The following is a 16,780-nucleotide window of genomic DNA, read 5'->3' as shown; positions in this document are numbered from 1 at the left end:
AGGTAAATTTCAAAAAAATTATTTCTGAGTTAGTTTTAGTTTGTGGGTTAGTTTTATATTTCTGGGTTAGTTTCTGTTTGCGGGTTCGATTTTATATTTCTGGGTTGGCTTTTTAGTTAGTTTGTTTTTGTTTGATGTTGGGTAATAAGCCGCACGTACATTGTACTTGCTGTAATGGTGAGCGTTGCCGTGCGGGAAGCCCCTACGGCTAGTAGTGCGTAAGCTAGGCGAGTAGTTCATAGTAAAAGGCTTTAGCCTGCGTTGTATATTTAATAAAATTCGCGTTAGCGTTTTTGGTATATTGCCAGAATGTTTGGATTATCCTACAGTATGTAAATGATTTTTGCTTCTTTTGTTTTATTATAAATAAAAATTGTTCGCTTTTGGGTTCTGTCAAGTAAACTTGCCAGAAGCTCACAATTTTTATTGAAAAAAGTACAATCTTTTTCTAATTTTTTCTAAAAAAATTATATTTGTAGGCTTGTTTTGTTAAAAATGTTTGTTTAACTATATAGGGTGGGCGGGCGGGTATAATATAAGTAAAAATTAAAAATTTTATAGCCTTTTATTTTTTGTTTCGCTCGGTCAGTGGGGGAATAAGGTAAATTTCAAAAAAAATTATTTCTGGATACGTTTTTATATTTCTGGGTTAGCTTTTTGGTTAATTTTATTTTTTATGGTTGGGTAATTAGCCGCATACTTTACAGTACTTCCTTCGGTCGCTTACATTGTACTTGCTGTAATGGTGAGCGTTACCGTACGGAATGCCCCTACGGCGAGTAGTGCGTTAGCTAGGCGAGTAGTATAAAGTGTTGCATGATATATCCAAATCATCGTTCCAAGAAATACCGTATCCGCCGACATCTACTTTTACAAGATTAAATAAAGTTTTATCTTTCAAAATTTCAAACTCTTTATGTTCAGGGATTAATTTTTTTATATCATAATATTTTATTTCTTCATTTTCAAATATTATTTCTAAAATGAGATTGTCCAAAGCTTTAACATTTTTAATTTTATGGAAAGTCATAATTACTCCAAAGGTTCTAATTGTTTAAAGTTTTGAGTATTCCATATATTTAAAAGTTCGTCTTGATTATTTTTAGCCCATTCCAATACAAGCGAACATGCTTTATTAGGTAAATCGCCTTCTATCATTTTTAATTCATTGATATCAATTACTCCAACATACTCACCATATATAGCATGAAAATGCGGAGGGTTATTCTCTTTTTGCTGAAAATACATTTTGATGATGATACCGTAAAATCTTGATATAACAGGCATTTTTAGTCCTTATTTTTATTATTAATTTTAACATATAGGTTATGTTTTTACAATTAATTTATTTTTGTTTAATGTTGGGTAATCAGCCGCACGTACATTGTACTTGCTGTAAGTGTGAGCATTACCGTGCGGGAAGCCCGTATGGCGAATACTGCGGGGCGGTGCTACAGCTCGTAGTTTTTTCTAAAAAAGTTAGTTTTTTGGGCTTATTGTTTAAAAAAATTCTGTTTAACTATAAGGGCGGGTTCGAGTGGGTACTATATAAGTAAAAAATTAAAATTTTATATCTTTTTATTTTTTGTTTCGCTCGGTCAAGGTGTTGATTGTTAGGTAAATTTTCAAAAAAATTATTTCTGGGTTGGCTTTTTGGTTAATTTTATTTTTTATGGTTGGGTAATTAGCCGCATACTTTACAGTACTTCCTTCGGTCGCGTACATTGTACTTGCTGTAAGGGTGAGCGTTATCGTGCGGGAAGGTGCTACAGATAGTAGTAGGCAATGATTTTTACGAGAGCCATCTCGATTTGGACGATGACACTTTATATAAAATTAACTGTTTCGATTGGAATTCTAAGTTTAGGGATATAATGAAAGCAGGGGGATTTGATGTAGTAATTGGAAACCCTCCTTATGTAAAAATTCAGACAATGGCAGAATCAAGCCCATTAACTGTAGATGCATTAAAACAAACTTATAAAAGTGCAAACAGTGGTAATATAGATATTTATTTATGTTTTGTTGAAAAAGCTTTTCAGTTATTAAAGTCTACAGGTGAAATGGGATATATTTTATCTCATAAGTTTTTTAAAGTAGATATGGGAGAGAATTTAAGAGAAATAATATCTAATAGAAAGGCATTAAAAAAAGTTGTGTATTTTGGTGAGAATCAAATATTTAATAATGCTACTACATATACTTGTTTATTATTTTTATCTAATGAAGAACAAAATGATTTTAAATTATTGAGATTTGATGAAAATGTAGATATAAAAGAAAAATTGTTTGAATCTACTTTTGAAACTTTTCCTATTAGTATAATAACAAAAGATAATTGGAATTTTTATGATAATGATACTTTGTCTATAATAGATAAATTAAAAAATTATAAAATAGTTTTAAAAGATATAACAAAAAAAATATTTCAAGGTATAGCTACAAGTGCAGACGATATTTATGTTTTACAAGGGTGGAAGAAAATAATGGAATTGTAAAAACTTATTCAAAGTCATTAGATAGGGAAATAGAAATAGAGAGAGGATTTATAAAGCACTTTTTATTAGGTAAAGATTTAAAAAGATATACAGAATTAATACCAACTCGATGTGTTATATTTCCTTATAAATTATCAAATGGTTCATTATCATTATATACTTCTAAAGAAATAATGGATAATTTTCCAAAGGCTTGGGAATATCTAAAAGAAAATAAAAAAGTATTAGAAAGCAGAGAACATGGAAAATTTAAAAATACATGGTGGCAATATAGCAGACCTCAAAATTTAAATGAATTTGAGCATAAAAAAATTTCTTTTCCTGATATTAATATGAGAATGCAGGCTGTAATTGATGATAAAAATTTATATCATACAACTACAATTTACAGTATTGTATTTAATGAAAAGGCTATATACAACATCAATGTTTATATGGGGATTTTTAATAGTAAGTTATTTACTTATTATGTTAAAAAAACAGGTACTATATTAAGGGGCAATACAACAAGGTTTAAACCTCAATATATAAATGATTTTCCTATTCCAGATATTGATAAAAATACAGAAGAAAATTTAATTAAGCTCGTTGACAACATCATTGATTTAAACAAAAAACTTTCCTCCGAGAAGAACCCTAACACTATTGAGATGCTTAACACGCGTATTCAGGCGGTGGACAAGGCTATTGATAAGATTGTGTATTCATTATACAATTTGACTGATGAGGAGATTAGGGTTATAGAAGGGGATTAAATGGAAGRWRTKAATAAACTTGCTAATAAGTATTATCATAAAGTTTTATTTTATTATTTTTATCAAGATATTGGCTTAGATATTAATGATAGAAATACTAATTATCAAAATGGATTGAACTATTNTTTTCCTATTCCAGATATTGATAAAAATACAGAAGAAAATTTAATTAAGCTCGTTGACAACATCATTGATTTAAACAAAAAACTTTCCTCCGAGAAGAACCCTAACACTATTGAGATGCTTAACACGCGTATTCAGGCGGTGGACAAGGCTATTGATAAGATTGTGTATTCATTATACAATTTGACTGATGAGGAGATTAGGGTTATAGAAGGGGATTAAATGGAAGATATTAATAAAATATATTTAAAAAAAATTTTATCAAATATAGATAATCATATTGATATTGCTGATTATTATTATAGTTTTAAAAATGAAATAATAAATAATAATAGATTTTTTCCTAAACATAAGATTATTGATGTTTTAAAAGAAAGTTATAAAAATAATATTTTTATTTGAGGAAAAGGTACTACTTTATATCGTAGTAGAATATATACATTACCATTATTACCTAATTTATTAAATAATAATGCTTATAGTGGATATGATGCTGAAAATTCTCTAGCTCCTAAAAATAAAAATATAATTAGAGCAGGTAGAGCTAATCCAGAAAAAATAGGTTATTTATATCTTTCTGAAGATGTAGAAACTAGTATTAAAGAAATACGCCCAACTATAAAAAGTAGAATAAGTGTAGCTACAGTAGAAATATTGAAAGATTTTAAATTATTTGATATTTCAGAGTTAAATCAAAATATAAAAGAATTTGAAGCTTTAAATTTTGGTTTTTCTTTACCTGTATCAAATGAAATTGACTATATACCTACTCAATATATATCAGAATTATTAAAGAATATAGGATTTGATGGAATTCAATTTAATAGTTCGTTAAATAAAAATAAAAAAAATATAACTTTATTTAATTATGAAAATAATGTTAATATACAATTTATTAAATCTGAATTATATTTTGTAAACGATATTAATATTGATTTTGTTAATTTAAATAATATGCAAAATATGATTAATGATATTTTCAAAGAATTAATGTCTGATAAAGAAATAAATATTATTGATGGGGAGTAATTTTATAAATGTTTAATTTTTTATAAAATGCTATTAAGTTAAATATGGATAAAAAAAATATTAATAATATAGACGATATGCTTGCTAAAAATCAATGTATTTATGATAATGAAATTGATTTTATAGAACTTATGAAAATAAATTTTAATGAAAAAGAGAACAAAATAATAATAGGCGGTACTCTATATAGAAATAAAGAAACAGGAGAAATTAGTTATTCAGTTGTTATAAATTTCGATTTTAATTTAAAATCAATATTGACGCAATCAGGATATAAAGACTTAACAGATAAAGAAATAATATTTCATTGTATTATATTTAACAAACAATTTCGTGCAAATAATACTGACTTTTATAGTATTAGTTTTTTAAATGTAAACTTTAATGAAGAAGTTAAATTTTTTATGGTTCTTTTTAATAGAGTATATTTTGAAGCTTCTAGAATTATGAATGAATTTACTTTTTTATATTGTACTATTGATAATGGAATAGAAATTCAAGGTTCTACAATAAATAAATTAGTATTTGACACTAGTACATTATATTCTGATTCTGTAATTTTATCTAGTACTATAAAGTATTTATATTTTTACTCTCTTGAACTTGATGGTAATTTTAATATATCTAATATTAATAGAGTTCAATATCCAGTTAGACAAAATAGTAGATATAAAGAAGAGGATACTTTTTTAGACATAAGATTTATAAATATAAAATCTCCAATAAATAATTGTAATATTATTCTTAACAATTCTTATATTGATGAGTTTAATAAATATGATAAACTTGTATTTGATTCTTCAATTATTAATGGAAGCGTAAATATATCAAATGTTTATGCTAAAGAAGTATATTTTAATGATATTATTATATTAAAAGGTTTAAATACTGCTGAATTCAAATATGATAAAATTTTAGATATGAATACAGCTAGATTTTTAAAAAATGAAGAATTAAAAAAATCAAATAATATAAAAGCATTAGAGTATGAAGCTATAGAAGTAAATTTGTATAGAAAAGAATTATTAAAAAAGAAAAATAAAAAATTAAAAGATTTTGCTGATATTCTTTCAATTTTTTTAGGGTACATATATAGTAGTAATTGTCAAAATTGGATACAGGCTTTAGGAATAACTTTATTAAGTATATTTGTTATATTTTCAATTTTTTATACTAATAATTTAGATACTTTTAATATTTTTATATATTTGCAAAATATAATTCAAGATGTGCAAACTGATAATTATTGGTATAGGTTTATAGAATATTTAATTCCTACTAAATATGAACATATAATGTTATATATAAAATTAGAAACTATTCCGCTTTATAAAAAATTATTTGGGGCATTAGTTTATTTTCTTGGTAAAATTTCTTTTTGGTATGGTTCGGTTCATATAATTCAATCTTTTAGAAAATTTAACAGAGTATCTTAATTGTTCGATGTTGGGTACTCAGCCGCATACCCTCACCACAGGCGGACTTCATCTCATGTACTTCCTTCGGTCGCGTATAGTTGACTGTCTGTAAGGGTGAGCGTTACCATGCGGAAAGCCCGTATGGCGAATACTGCGTTAGCTAGGCGAGTATTCAAATGGCTAGCTTGTTAGGGTTGGGAAAGTCAACTTTTTTAGTAGTTCTTGAAAAAAATTTAGATTTTTGGGCTTATTGTTTAAAAAAATTCTGTTTAACTATAAGGGCGGGTTTGGGTGGGTAATAATGAAAATTTAAAAAAATTTCTTTTTCTGCTTTTCTGTATTTGTTTACTTTGTTCGGTCAGGGTGTGGGTTATATATAGGTAAAAATTAAAAGTTTTATAGCATTTTATTTTTCGTTTCGCTCGGTCAGGGGTGTGAGTGTTGTTAGGTAAATTTCAAAAAAATTATTTCTGGGTTAGTTTTTTGGTTAATTTTATTGTTTATGGTTGGGTAATTAGCCGCATACTCTTCGGGTACTTCATTCGGTCGCCTACATTGTACTTTCTGTAAGGGTGAGCGTTGCCGTGCGGAATGCCCGCACGAAGTGTACCCGTAACGAAGTAAGGGTATAGGGAATACCGCGGAAAGCCCCACGGCGAGTGTTTAGAAAATATTGTCTTTTATGTTCGGAAGTAAATTGTAAATTGAAGTGCCTATTGTATTTTCAAAATATTCTTTTATTTCAAATACCCTTTTCCACCTCAATGCACTTTGCGGAAATGTCCCATATCTTAAAGCAGCATCAACGAATCTTTTTTCAAGCAAACAAAATCCAGAAGGCAAAGCAAGACAATCGCATAATTGAATAAGTAAATCATAATCATCGTATACAGCATTGTCAACAAAATTTTTTAAAAATTTGAAATCTTCTTCAGGCATATCAAATTTTCCTATTGCAGTATTAACATCTTGTATCATGAAAGCATGTGTGATGCATATTTGCGCCATCTTTTCCCAACCGTAATTAATACAGTATTTGTATCCGTCTATTAAATGCCTTTCTGCACTTATTCCAGTATATCTTCCTATATCATGCAAAAGCCCGAATATATATGAATTGTCTTCGTCTAATTTTTTATCTATTGATTTTTTATTGTATTCAGAGGCTATTATTCTTGCAGCTTTAGCAACATATCTTGAATGTTCAGCCCAAGGAGTAGGGTTTGATTTATATGCTTTGTTTAATTCGTATTCGGCTCTTTCTAAATCTAATATTTCCATCATTATTTCCTATTATTTAGGTTAATTATAATAATACAACTTTTTGATGAAAAATAAATATTTATAGGGAACTTTTATTATAATTTTTCGTCTAATAAAGCAAATAAAATAATGGGTAACTACTATGTTAAAAAAAATTACTTTTATAATTTCATCTATATTATCACTTTTTTTATTGAGTTCATGTTCTCCGGCATTTGACAGAATGTTTCATATTCCTCCATATCATCCTCATGCTAGGAATTATTTTGATTTTCCAATGTTGTTTGGGCCTCATTTCGGTATTCATGGCATACTTAGCATTATCATCAAAGTATTAATAATTATTGCATTAGTTTTCCTAGTAAAAATGCTATATAACAAAGATAAAAACAATAAAAAAGAATAGTTAATTTTATATAAAAAACTAAAAATTTTTAAGTTTGTCAACCGCGAGCTGTGGCACCTTACCGCACGGTATCACTTATTCTTAACAAATGTCCTCTATACGTGCGGCTGATTACTTATTATTGTGTAAAAATCAATAATTTGTATTACAGATAAAACATATTTAGCCAATATAAAATAATATTTTATATTATAAAAAAATATTATTTACATTCATAAAAAAGCAAAAATTGACAAATTATAGTTGTTTAGGTATGTATACTTTTCATAATACTTTTTATTAGAATAAAAATATATATTTTGTTATGCAATTATATGAATAATATAAATTTCAAATATTATTTATTAGTAGTTTAAAATGAATAAAAATTTATAATAAAAACTATTGAATATTTTTTAGAATTTAATATCATATTTGCGTAATATTTTTATGATTTAAATTTACGAAAAAATGAAAAACTTTATTACTTTCATAGTAAATAGACCTACAACAGTATTTGTTACATTGGTATCCATGTTCATAATTGGATTTATCAGTATATCAAGACTCAGTATAAATTATCTTCCCAATATGGAAGTTCCTATTATAAGTATAAAAACAACTTATGATAATGCTGGAGCTGAGGAAGTAGAGAAATCTGTTACAAGACTAATTGAAAGTGCTGTGTCATCTGTTAATAATGTAAAAACTATTAAATCAAAATCCAAAGAATCAGAATCTAATGTTGAAATAGAATTTAATTGGGGAACGGATTTACAGACTGCTGCTGATGATATAAGAGAAGCCATTGATATGATTAGATCCTCTTTGCCTGATGATGCAGATAATCCAAATATATCTAAATTTTCAACCGATTCAGAGCCTATAATGAATATCGCTTTTTTTGGTACGGATAATTTAGCATCTCTTTATGATTTAGTTGATAGTCAAATACTTACAAGACTAGAGCAGGTTGAAGGAGTAGCTCAAACAGAAATAAGAGGCGGATTAAAAAAAATTATTTGTGTAGATATAGATTTAAATAGACTTAATGCGTATTCTATAAATATTAATGATATAGTAAATACATTATCTTTAGAGAATCAAAATGTTGCAGGCGGTGAAACCTATGAAGGCGTATACAAATATAATATAAGAACAACAGGAGAGTTCAAAGAAGTTAATGATATTGAAGATGTAGTTATAATGCTAAAAAATCAAGTTTATCCTGTAAAGGTGAGAGATATAGCCTATGTACATGAAGATTATGAAGATGATTCAGAAATCGTTCGCATAAACGGACAAAAAGCTTTAACTATTGCCGTAACTAAAGAATCAGGCGGAAATATTATACAGATAGCAAGAGATGTAGAGAAAAGGCTTAGTACTATTAATTTACCTTCAGGTGTTTATTATCAAATACTTTTCAATAGTTCGGATACAATAAAGAATTCTATTCATAATGTTTTAAATACAGTGTGGCAGGGAGCTTTATTTGCTGTACTAGTTCTTATGATATATTTATGGGATATAAGAAGCGTATTTATAATAAGTATATCAATACCTGTATCTGTAATAACTACTTTTATATTGATGTATTTTTTTAATATCACTATTAATGTAATATCACTTTCAGGGCTTGTGCTTGGTGTTGGAATGATGGTTGATAATTCTATAGTAGTGTTAGAGAATATTTTTTATTACAGCAATTATTATTCTAAATATAATATTAATAAAAATGATAAAAGAACTATTAAAATAAATAATATAAAATCTTCTATAATAGGTACAAGCGAAGTATCTATAGCAATAACAGCTTCAACTTTAACAAGCGTATGCGTATTTCTTCCATTTCTGTTTGTTAAAGGACAAATGGGGCAGATGTTTAGTGATTTATGTATTACCGTTTCTATATCATTATTAACTTCTCTTTTTGTGGCTTTGACTATAGTACCATTATTAGCTTCAAGATTAAATAAATTAAATCCTGACAGTAAATTGAATTTATTGTTAATAAGATTAGAAAATTTTTTTAATAAAAATCTTCATAATAATATAGAAAAATTTTATGTAAGCACTTTAGCGATAGTGATAAAAAATAAAAAGAAATCATTCGCTTTAATATCTATTTTACTAAGTTTATCATTATTTTTATTATTGACTAATATAGGTAAAGAAGGATATCCTGTATCAGATGAAGGTACTATTATATCTAGATTAAGACTTCCTGTTGGAGCTAGGGTAGAGTTTACTGACATGTTTATAAATAAAATGGAGCATGATATAGAAAGTGCCGTTAGCAATAATATGGCATACTATGAAACGAGAGTGCGAACAGGAAGAAATGATCATCATGGAGAAGTTAGAGTAAAATTAATAGATAGAGAAAATGGAAGAAAACTTGATATTAGTCATTATATAGAAAGTATAAGAAATAAAGTTAATGGATATCCAGGAAGAATAGAGCTTAATTCTGAAAATACAGCTATGGGAAAACCTAAAAATTACAGTGCAATCATTATAGAGCTTGTAGGAGATGATCTTGACAAGGGATATGATGTGGCAAGCAATGTTATAGCTGCAGTTAATAATGTTGATGGAGTTAGAAATGTTTTGATAAAAGAAGATGATTCTAATCATGAACTTATTTTTGATGTAGACAGAGATTTAGTATCTAAAATGGGTATCAATATTAATACTATTGCAAATATTATAAGAACTTCTTTTAGCGGTACAACAGCAAGCAAGATGACTTTAAATAATTCTATATATGTTGATACTGATATAATAGTTCGTTTGGAGGATAGAAACAGAGATGATATTTCAAGCATTCAAAAAATGATGATCCCAACTTCAAATGGTATAGTTCCAATATCATCACTTGTAAGCATGCATAAATCTACAGGACCTATAGAAATTAATAGAAAGAATGATAAAAGAATAATAGAGATAAATGCTAGTGCTTATGGAAGACCTATAAATGAAATAATTACAGATATTAGAAAAGAGCTTAATAAAATATATATACCAAGCGGATTTTCTGTTAATTTTTCAGGAGATTATGAGGATATGCAGGAGGCATTCGTTCAATTAATAGTATCTTTAATAATGGCTTTAGTATTCGTATATGCAATAATAGCAGGACAATTTGAATCTTATATTACACCTTTTGTTATATCTTTGGCTATACCTTTTGCATTATTTGGTGCTTTAATATTCTTGTACTTTTCAGGAAATACTTTAAATGTTTATAGCGGAATAGGTATTATAATGCTTGTAGGAATAGTTGTTAATAATGGAATAGTTTTAATAGATTATATGAATAGAGTTGTAATAGAAAGAAATATAAGCTGGGATAATGCTGCATTAGAGTCATGCAAAAGAAGATTAAGACCTGTACTTATGACATCATTAACTACAATATTAGGATTATTGCCTATGATTTTTGAAATAGGAAGCGGAAGCGAAATGTATAGACCTTTAGCCATAGCAGTTTGCGGAGGGCTTATATTTTCTACGATGTTCACTCTTATAATAATACCTTCTGTTTATTCTAGCTTCAGAAACAGATTTAATATAAAAATACGTGAAGATTAATTATTTATAAAAATAAACTACTGCATTTTGAATAAAATTAATAATATAATGAAAGTTTATATAAAAATTTATAGCATGACTTATTTTTATGATAAATGTTTTATATACCTAAACAACTACATTTTGTCAATTTTTAATTATTTATGAAGGTAATTTTAATTTATTAATAGCATAAAATATTATTAAGTTTTATTTAAAAAATAAGATAAAAACTATATTCTGACTAAAAATGCAGTCTTTTTGGTTCTCGCCGTAGGCGTACTTCGTATGTGCCAACAAAAGAACTGGGGGTGTTACGAAGTACGCAGAGCGGTGGGGCAAAGCCACCACAAACAATAAAATTAAAAATCTAAATTTTGACAAACCCTAAAATTTTCAGTATATACCTAAACAACTATATTTTGTCAATTTTTTATTGTTGTTTTTCCCGCCGTACGTCTGCCGTAGGCACGCTTCGCCAAAGTTGCAAAAAAGACATGGTATTTTATTCAATAAATTGTATTACTATTTAATTATAATATAATTATATTTGCCCACCCTTTAGCCTTATAATACTATTCTGTAATTTTTACACTATTTTTCTTAATTAACTTTAACTGATATTTTAGCTGCCCACCCAAAAGTTTTTTAAATTCGTAATATTCTTACCGCACGCAGAATAAGATAAAAAATATAGATTTGTTTTTAATTCATATTTTTATTATATTATAAATTTAGTTTACCGTGCGTTAATAAAAATTATAAATCTAATTAACGCTTGGGCGGGTGTGCTTTTTCAATGTACGCAATAAAGCCAATTTAAATTTATATTTTTAATTAAAACAATAAATTTAAAAGGGCGGGGTATTAGAATAAAGTTAAAATTCTATATAATTATTTTTAGAATCTATAATGCCTGTTTTTATATCGCAGTGAAAAAAATTTGCTAATAATTCAGCAAGTTCATCTCTAGCCTTGATAGCTTTATCATCATTAATACCAATAAAAGCATCTATAGGAAATATTATATTTGAAGAGTTTTCAGTGATTTTTCCATATTCGCTTTGTCTCCATATCCATCTTCTAGTTCTTATATCATGAGTAACAGCATAAACTAATTCATTATTATCAACTTTTTCTGTTTCAGTTTCACCAAATGGAAGGAATGTATCATCATCTACAGAATATCTAATATAAAAATCTTCATTGTTCATAGAATCTAAATCATGAGCACCCATAGGAAGTTTATATTTAATAGAAACAGCATTAACTAAATCTACTATAGAATTTATTTCAGGCATTCCTTTCTTTTTTGATATTCTTGTGAGTAATGCTTCTATAGAACACATGAATTTATTAGGATTGATATTTAGTTTTTGAAAAGCATCTCTATAACATTTTATATATTCGCTTTCTTTTACCTTTATATTTTCAAATTCTTTTTCAGCATTTGAAATACTTTCTTTAAGCATTGTTGATATATCATTTATTTTATTTTGATTGTTAATTCCTTTTGCAATTATTACAGCAACACACATATTATTTAGAGTTTCGAATACTCTATCTTCTATTATAAATTTCATGATGAATCCTAATATTCAATTATTATTTAGATTGAGATTATTTTTTATTTGATTAATAAAGATGATATGTTCTTAATAAAAAAATAATTAGTCTAAGTAAATAAATAACTTAAACTAATTATTTTTTATACAATTTAGTTTCATGCATTATTTTTTTAAGCCATAACGTTTTTTAAATTTATCAACTCTTCCAGCTGTATCAAGAATTTTTTGTTTTCCTGTAAAGAAAGGGTGGCAGTTATGACAAATATCTACGTGTAAACTTTTTTGTACAGAGTGAATTTTAAAGTTAGCACCGCAAGCACAGTTTACATCTGTTTCAAAATATTGAGGATGTATATCTTTTTTCATTTTTGCTTCTCCCATTAAAAGTAAAATATAAGTAAGTATATATTATATTATAAAATCTTTCTTTTTGCAATACTCTAAAATAATAATTTTTTATTATCGCTTTAAAAACTTATATCATAACTAATATTTAATTTAGTATTGTAAAGTGTAAGCCTCTGGCAAGTTTACTTGATAGGGCCTTTGCTGCAGGCACGCATAGGAGAGCGAACAATTTTTATTAGCAATAATAAAAAATAATAAATTTAATTAAAAATATTTCCTACCTCTCACTAAATTTGAAGTAATTTATATCATTGACTATATCTTCAGTCATATTTTTAACCTCATTGCTTGAATTAGCACTGTCTTCAGCTATTGATGAATTTTCTTGAGTAATGCTATTTAAAGATATTATAGTTTGATTAATCTGCATTATACTATTTTGTTCATTAAGAGCAGTTGTGCTTATTTCAGTTAGTATATTGACTACTTCCTTAGCAGAAGATGAAATTTTCTGAAGAACATCTGTAGAATATGCTACTGATTCATTACCATGTTCTATTTTATCAACAGTATCATTCACTATCTTTGTAATATTATTAGCCGCTTCATTAACTGTTTGTGCTAGAGAACGAACCTCGCTTGCTACTACAGCAAAGCCTCTTCCTTGCTCTCCTGCTCTTGCAGCTTCTACTGATGCATTGAGAGCTAATATATTAGTTTGAAAAGCTATTGACTGAATGAGTTTTGTTATATCCGATATTTGTTTACTAGATTCTGATATTTCAGCCATATTATTAGATATAACATTAACAGCCTCTACTCCGGTTAATGTAGAATTAGCTACTTCTAAACTCATATTCTTAGCATGTTCCGTATTAACAGAAGTATTTTTTAGAGAGTTGGATAAACTTTCTGTTGAGGCAGATAATTCTTCCAATGATGCTGCTTGAGATGTTGTTCTGTCTGATAAATTTTTGCTTCCATATTGTATAGTATCAATAGAAGAATTTATATTATTTATATTTTCTTTCAAATTATAAACAATTTTTCCTATATTGTCCTGCATACTTTTTATGTTTTTATACAATTCTGCAGTCTGATCTTTTTTAGAAAGCATTTTTTCATTGAAATTACTATTGAAATAACCATCATTCATTAGTTTTATATTTGCTATAGCCTGATCTAAAGAAGCTGTTATAGGATTAACTATTATAACAACCAAAATACTTTCCAACAAAATTATTATTATAAGAACAAATAATAATATAAACATAAGTGCTTTTATTTGATTTTGTACCTGAGATAAATTTCCGCTTAATACTATGCTCCAAGGAACTGTTTCCAATTTTTGTACCATATACCAATTATTTTTATATATGTTGGTATAGTTTTTACCATCAACTATATATTGCTGAATATTTGGGAAATTAATATCATTGAATATTTTATTATTTTCATTTAATATTTTATTTTCATCGGTATTATTAATAAACATACCATTTTTAGTAACTAAATTTACATTTTCTTCATAAATGGTATTCTGAACTATATCATCCATTTTAGCAAAGTCTATAGCGACTACACCTTTTAACTGATTATTATTTGTATATACAGCTTTAGCAAAAGTTATACATATTTTTTTTGTAACAAAATCAACATAAGGATCCGTTATATAAATATTCTTGTTGTTGCCTACTGCAGATTTGTACCAGCCTCTAGATGTTTGATCATAATCAGGTGGGAAAGGCTCTAAAGAGTTTATAAAAATGCCTCCTGTAGGATATGGAACAGTATCTCCAAAATATATATTCATATAATCATCGCTAAGTTTTGATATATTTGTTATAGCATATCCAAAATATTCATAAGGCAGATCATCTATTTTAAGATAAGAGTCTAAAACATCTATAACCTCATTTACATTATTTAATTTTGATTCTATTAAATCATGTATACTCATTGCTTTAAATGTTTTATTATTAAAAAAAGAATTAATATAAATATTCTTATAAACAAATAATATTATAAAATACATAATAGTTAAAAATATTGCAAATGGTAAAATAAATTTTATCATCAGATATATTTTTTTATTTTTAGACATATCAGTGCTCCAATAATATATATAATATAAGATTTTATTTATAAAAAAAGTGAGAAAATATAAATAATTATAATTTTCTCACTTTTTAATATTCTTTATAATAATTTATATTTTTTAATTGTTTACAACAGTATCGTAATAGTTAACTATATACCAATAATCTCCCATTCTTCTTAAAACGAAAGTTCTTTTTACAACAGGATCATAAATATCTCCTGTATCTGCATTAAAGTATCTATGATAAAGAGTAGCTTCTACTTCAGCTTTTTGCAAGCCATATTCCTGAGTAACAGTAGTTTTATCTATTGTATAATTTAAAAGTGTGTAAGTTACAGCAGGGTCATACTCTTTTCTAATCATATCAAGTACTGCAGTATAATGTTCTCTTAATTTGGCATCTTTAGTAGCAATTATATCCCTTTGAAGTTCTGCTATAAATGCATTTCTTACCTGTCTGTCATAAGCAGAAGTTAAATATTTTTTAAACTCTTCAAATAGGATCTTTCTATCTTCAGGTAAAGAAGTTCTATATAGAATATCAAATCTTATAGCAAGCTCCCTTATATTGCTTGATTTATAAGCCATTTCCAAATTATTTAAGAAATTATTTCCAAAATTAGTTCTTAACATGTCAGCACTTATATTATCTGAGAATTGAGTTCTTAAATAGTTTTCAAAACTTAATTCTCTTGCTTTTTGACGAATTCCAGTATCTGTAAAATCCTCCAAATATGCATTGCTGTAATTGTTTCTATAAGTTTCATAGTATCTTTGGCTTATACTTATTATAGAAGGCATGTGCATATAAGTGTAATAATTAGTCCAATCTCTATTTTTCATAGCAGTTAAAGTGTTGGATATAATGCTTGATGGAGCATAATCATATAAAACACCTTGATGCTGAGAAAGATTGTTATTGTTAGTTACATAAACAGGTGCAGTATTTGTTTGTGTCTGATATACTCTTTCAGCCTCCAATAAGAAATAAGCAGTATCAGCATGCATAGAGAAATTATCACTTATTTCAGGCATAGGGTTGAAACTGCATTCTATTCTATATCTTCCTATTTTATCAAAATGGAACCAATTATTTAAATCTACATAATATGAAAAACTTTCACCTTCATTAAGTGTTACTATTCTATCTTGGGAATTATCTAAAGTTCTTTCATTTTTGTATTTCCAAATAGTATAATTATCTGATGATACTACAGGGTTATTATAGTTATCATAAACTGTAAAGCTGTAATTATTAAATGGATTAACTGAATTTGTAAAACTTATAGTTCCCTTTTTAGCATGTATTTTTATTTCCATAGTTATAGGTTCATTTAATCTATATCTGTTCAAATCAAAATTCATACTTATAGTATAGCTTGAAGGAGAAACTACATTATCATTAGGATAAATTCTTTTTATTTGATCCAGTGTAATTGTATCCAAAAAATTGTCATTTGCAAATGATAGATTTGATACAATTAATAAAAGCAATAATATTCTATATTTCATATCTAATTACCTTAAAAAAATACTACTATCAATCTTTATCGGAAAAAATATAAAATACCATAATAAAAATATATTGTTTTCAAATATTTATTTGTCCTATTATATATCAAAATATTATTTATTAATATATCTGTATATGTATTATAGTATTTATACAAAAATGTTGTATTTGTATAAAATTTTGAAGTATTTAAAAAATTGCAT

Annotated in this window: 12 protein-coding genes and 1 pseudogene; 6 read left to right on the top strand and 7 right to left on the bottom strand. The window is 26.6% G+C overall.

Features of this window, described 5'->3' with window-relative positions; translation table 11 throughout:
- Positions 1-787: 787 nt before the first annotated feature.
- Positions 788-1,030 (bottom strand): DUF2442 domain-containing protein, encoded by a 243-nt coding sequence (locus BRSU_RS10165; RefSeq protein ID WP_048595260.1) that lies wholly within the window; start codon positions 1,028-1,030, stop codon positions 788-790.
- Between the two features lie 2 nt (positions 1,031-1,032).
- The gene (locus tag BRSU_RS10160) at positions 1,033-1,287 is read right to left on the bottom strand and encodes a DUF4160 domain-containing protein (protein ID WP_048595259.1); all 255 of its coding nucleotides are present in this window, start codon (positions 1,285-1,287) and stop codon (positions 1,033-1,035) included.
- Positions 1,288-1,778: 491 nt separating this feature from the next.
- Between BRSU_RS10160 and BRSU_RS15095 the strand changes: the two are divergent.
- The 4 genes and pseudogenes from BRSU_RS15095 to BRSU_RS10140 form a co-directional block, all read left to right on the top strand.
- Positions 1,779-3,253: pseudogene (locus BRSU_RS15095) on the top strand (Eco57I restriction-modification methylase domain-containing protein); the annotation flags it as partial.
- A gap of 345 nt (positions 3,254-3,598) precedes the next feature.
- Positions 3,599-3,778, top strand: coding sequence for a hypothetical protein (locus BRSU_RS14490; RefSeq protein ID WP_157031485.1), 180 nt, complete (start codon positions 3,599-3,601; stop codon positions 3,776-3,778).
- Positions 3,779-3,808: 30 nt separating this feature from the next.
- Positions 3,809-4,405, top strand: coding sequence for an RES domain-containing protein (locus BRSU_RS10145; protein ID WP_157031482.1), 597 nt, complete (start codon positions 3,809-3,811; stop codon positions 4,403-4,405).
- A gap of 44 nt (positions 4,406-4,449) precedes the next feature.
- Complete coding sequence (locus tag BRSU_RS10140; protein WP_048595257.1) at positions 4,450-5,841, top strand: hypothetical protein; 1,392 nt, start codon at positions 4,450-4,452, stop codon at positions 5,839-5,841.
- Between the two features lie 645 nt (positions 5,842-6,486).
- Here BRSU_RS10140 and BRSU_RS10135 read toward each other — a convergent pair.
- Positions 6,487-7,104, bottom strand: coding sequence for an HD domain-containing protein (locus tag BRSU_RS10135; RefSeq protein WP_048595256.1), 618 nt, complete (start codon positions 7,102-7,104; stop codon positions 6,487-6,489).
- A gap of 124 nt (positions 7,105-7,228) precedes the next feature.
- Between BRSU_RS10135 and BRSU_RS10130 the strand changes: the two genes are divergently transcribed.
- Together BRSU_RS10130 and BRSU_RS10125 are read left to right on the top strand one after the other, a co-directional pair.
- Complete coding sequence (locus tag BRSU_RS10130) at positions 7,229-7,492, top strand: hypothetical protein (RefSeq protein WP_048595255.1); 264 nt, start codon at positions 7,229-7,231, stop codon at positions 7,490-7,492.
- Between the two features lie 450 nt (positions 7,493-7,942).
- On the top strand, positions 7,943-11,068 hold the full coding sequence (locus BRSU_RS10125; RefSeq protein ID WP_048595254.1) for an efflux RND transporter permease subunit: 3,126 nt from the start codon (positions 7,943-7,945) through the stop codon (positions 11,066-11,068).
- A gap of 857 nt (positions 11,069-11,925) precedes the next feature.
- Here the strand turns inward: BRSU_RS10125 and BRSU_RS10120 are convergent.
- The 4 genes from BRSU_RS10120 to BRSU_RS10105 form a co-directional block, all read right to left on the bottom strand.
- On the bottom strand, positions 11,926-12,630 hold the full coding sequence (locus tag BRSU_RS10120) for a B3/B4 domain-containing protein (RefSeq protein WP_048595253.1): 705 nt from the start codon (positions 12,628-12,630) through the stop codon (positions 11,926-11,928).
- A gap of 147 nt (positions 12,631-12,777) precedes the next feature.
- Positions 12,778-12,981, bottom strand: coding sequence for a 50S ribosomal protein L31 (gene rpmE / locus BRSU_RS10115; protein ID WP_020004042.1), 204 nt, complete (start codon positions 12,979-12,981; stop codon positions 12,778-12,780).
- Between the two features lie 259 nt (positions 12,982-13,240).
- Positions 13,241-15,067, bottom strand: coding sequence for a methyl-accepting chemotaxis protein (locus tag BRSU_RS10110; RefSeq protein ID WP_048595252.1), 1,827 nt, complete (start codon positions 15,065-15,067; stop codon positions 13,241-13,243).
- A gap of 114 nt (positions 15,068-15,181) precedes the next feature.
- Complete coding sequence (locus BRSU_RS10105; RefSeq protein WP_048595251.1) at positions 15,182-16,576, bottom strand: hypothetical protein; 1,395 nt, start codon at positions 16,574-16,576, stop codon at positions 15,182-15,184.
- Positions 16,577-16,780: the final 204 nt, after the last annotated feature.

Source organism: Brachyspira suanatina (assembly GCF_001049755.1).
Lineage (GTDB): Bacteria > Spirochaetota > Brachyspiria > Brachyspirales > Brachyspiraceae > Brachyspira > Brachyspira suanatina.
The sequence above is the reverse complement of the archived record's forward strand: the minus strand, read 5'-3'. Positions and strand labels throughout refer to the sequence as shown.

What these genes read in the sequence shown, in the direction of transcription:
- BRSU_RS10165 (WP_048595260.1), bottom strand. Translation starts at nt 1,030, where the DNA reads ATGACTTTCCATAAAATTAAAAATGTTAAAGCTTTGGACAATCTCATT.
- BRSU_RS10160 (WP_048595259.1), bottom strand. Translation starts at nt 1,287, where the DNA reads ATGCCTGTTATATCAAGATTTTACGGTATCATCATCAAAATGTATTTT.
- BRSU_RS14490 (WP_157031485.1), top strand. Translation starts at nt 3,599, where the DNA reads ATGGAAGATATTAATAAAATATATTTAAAAAAAATTTTATCAAATATA.
- BRSU_RS10140 (WP_048595257.1), top strand. Translation starts at nt 4,450, where the DNA reads ATGGATAAAAAAAATATTAATAATATAGACGATATGCTTGCTAAAAAT.
- BRSU_RS10135 (WP_048595256.1), bottom strand. Translation starts at nt 7,104, where the DNA reads ATGGAAATATTAGATTTAGAAAGAGCCGAATACGAATTAAACAAAGCA.
- BRSU_RS10130 (WP_048595255.1), top strand. Translation starts at nt 7,229, where the DNA reads ATGTTAAAAAAAATTACTTTTATAATTTCATCTATATTATCACTTTTT.
- BRSU_RS10125 (WP_048595254.1), top strand. Translation starts at nt 7,943, where the DNA reads ATGAAAAACTTTATTACTTTCATAGTAAATAGACCTACAACAGTATTT.
- BRSU_RS10120 (WP_048595253.1), bottom strand. Translation starts at nt 12,630, where the DNA reads ATGAAATTTATAATAGAAGATAGAGTATTCGAAACTCTAAATAATATG.
- rpmE (WP_020004042.1), bottom strand. Translation starts at nt 12,981, where the DNA reads ATGAAAAAAGATATACATCCTCAATATTTTGAAACAGATGTAAACTGT.
- BRSU_RS10110 (WP_048595252.1), bottom strand. Translation starts at nt 15,067, where the DNA reads ATGTCTAAAAATAAAAAAATATATCTGATGATAAAATTTATTTTACCA.
- BRSU_RS10105 (WP_048595251.1), bottom strand. Translation starts at nt 16,576, where the DNA reads ATGAAATATAGAATATTATTGCTTTTATTAATTGTATCAAATCTATCA.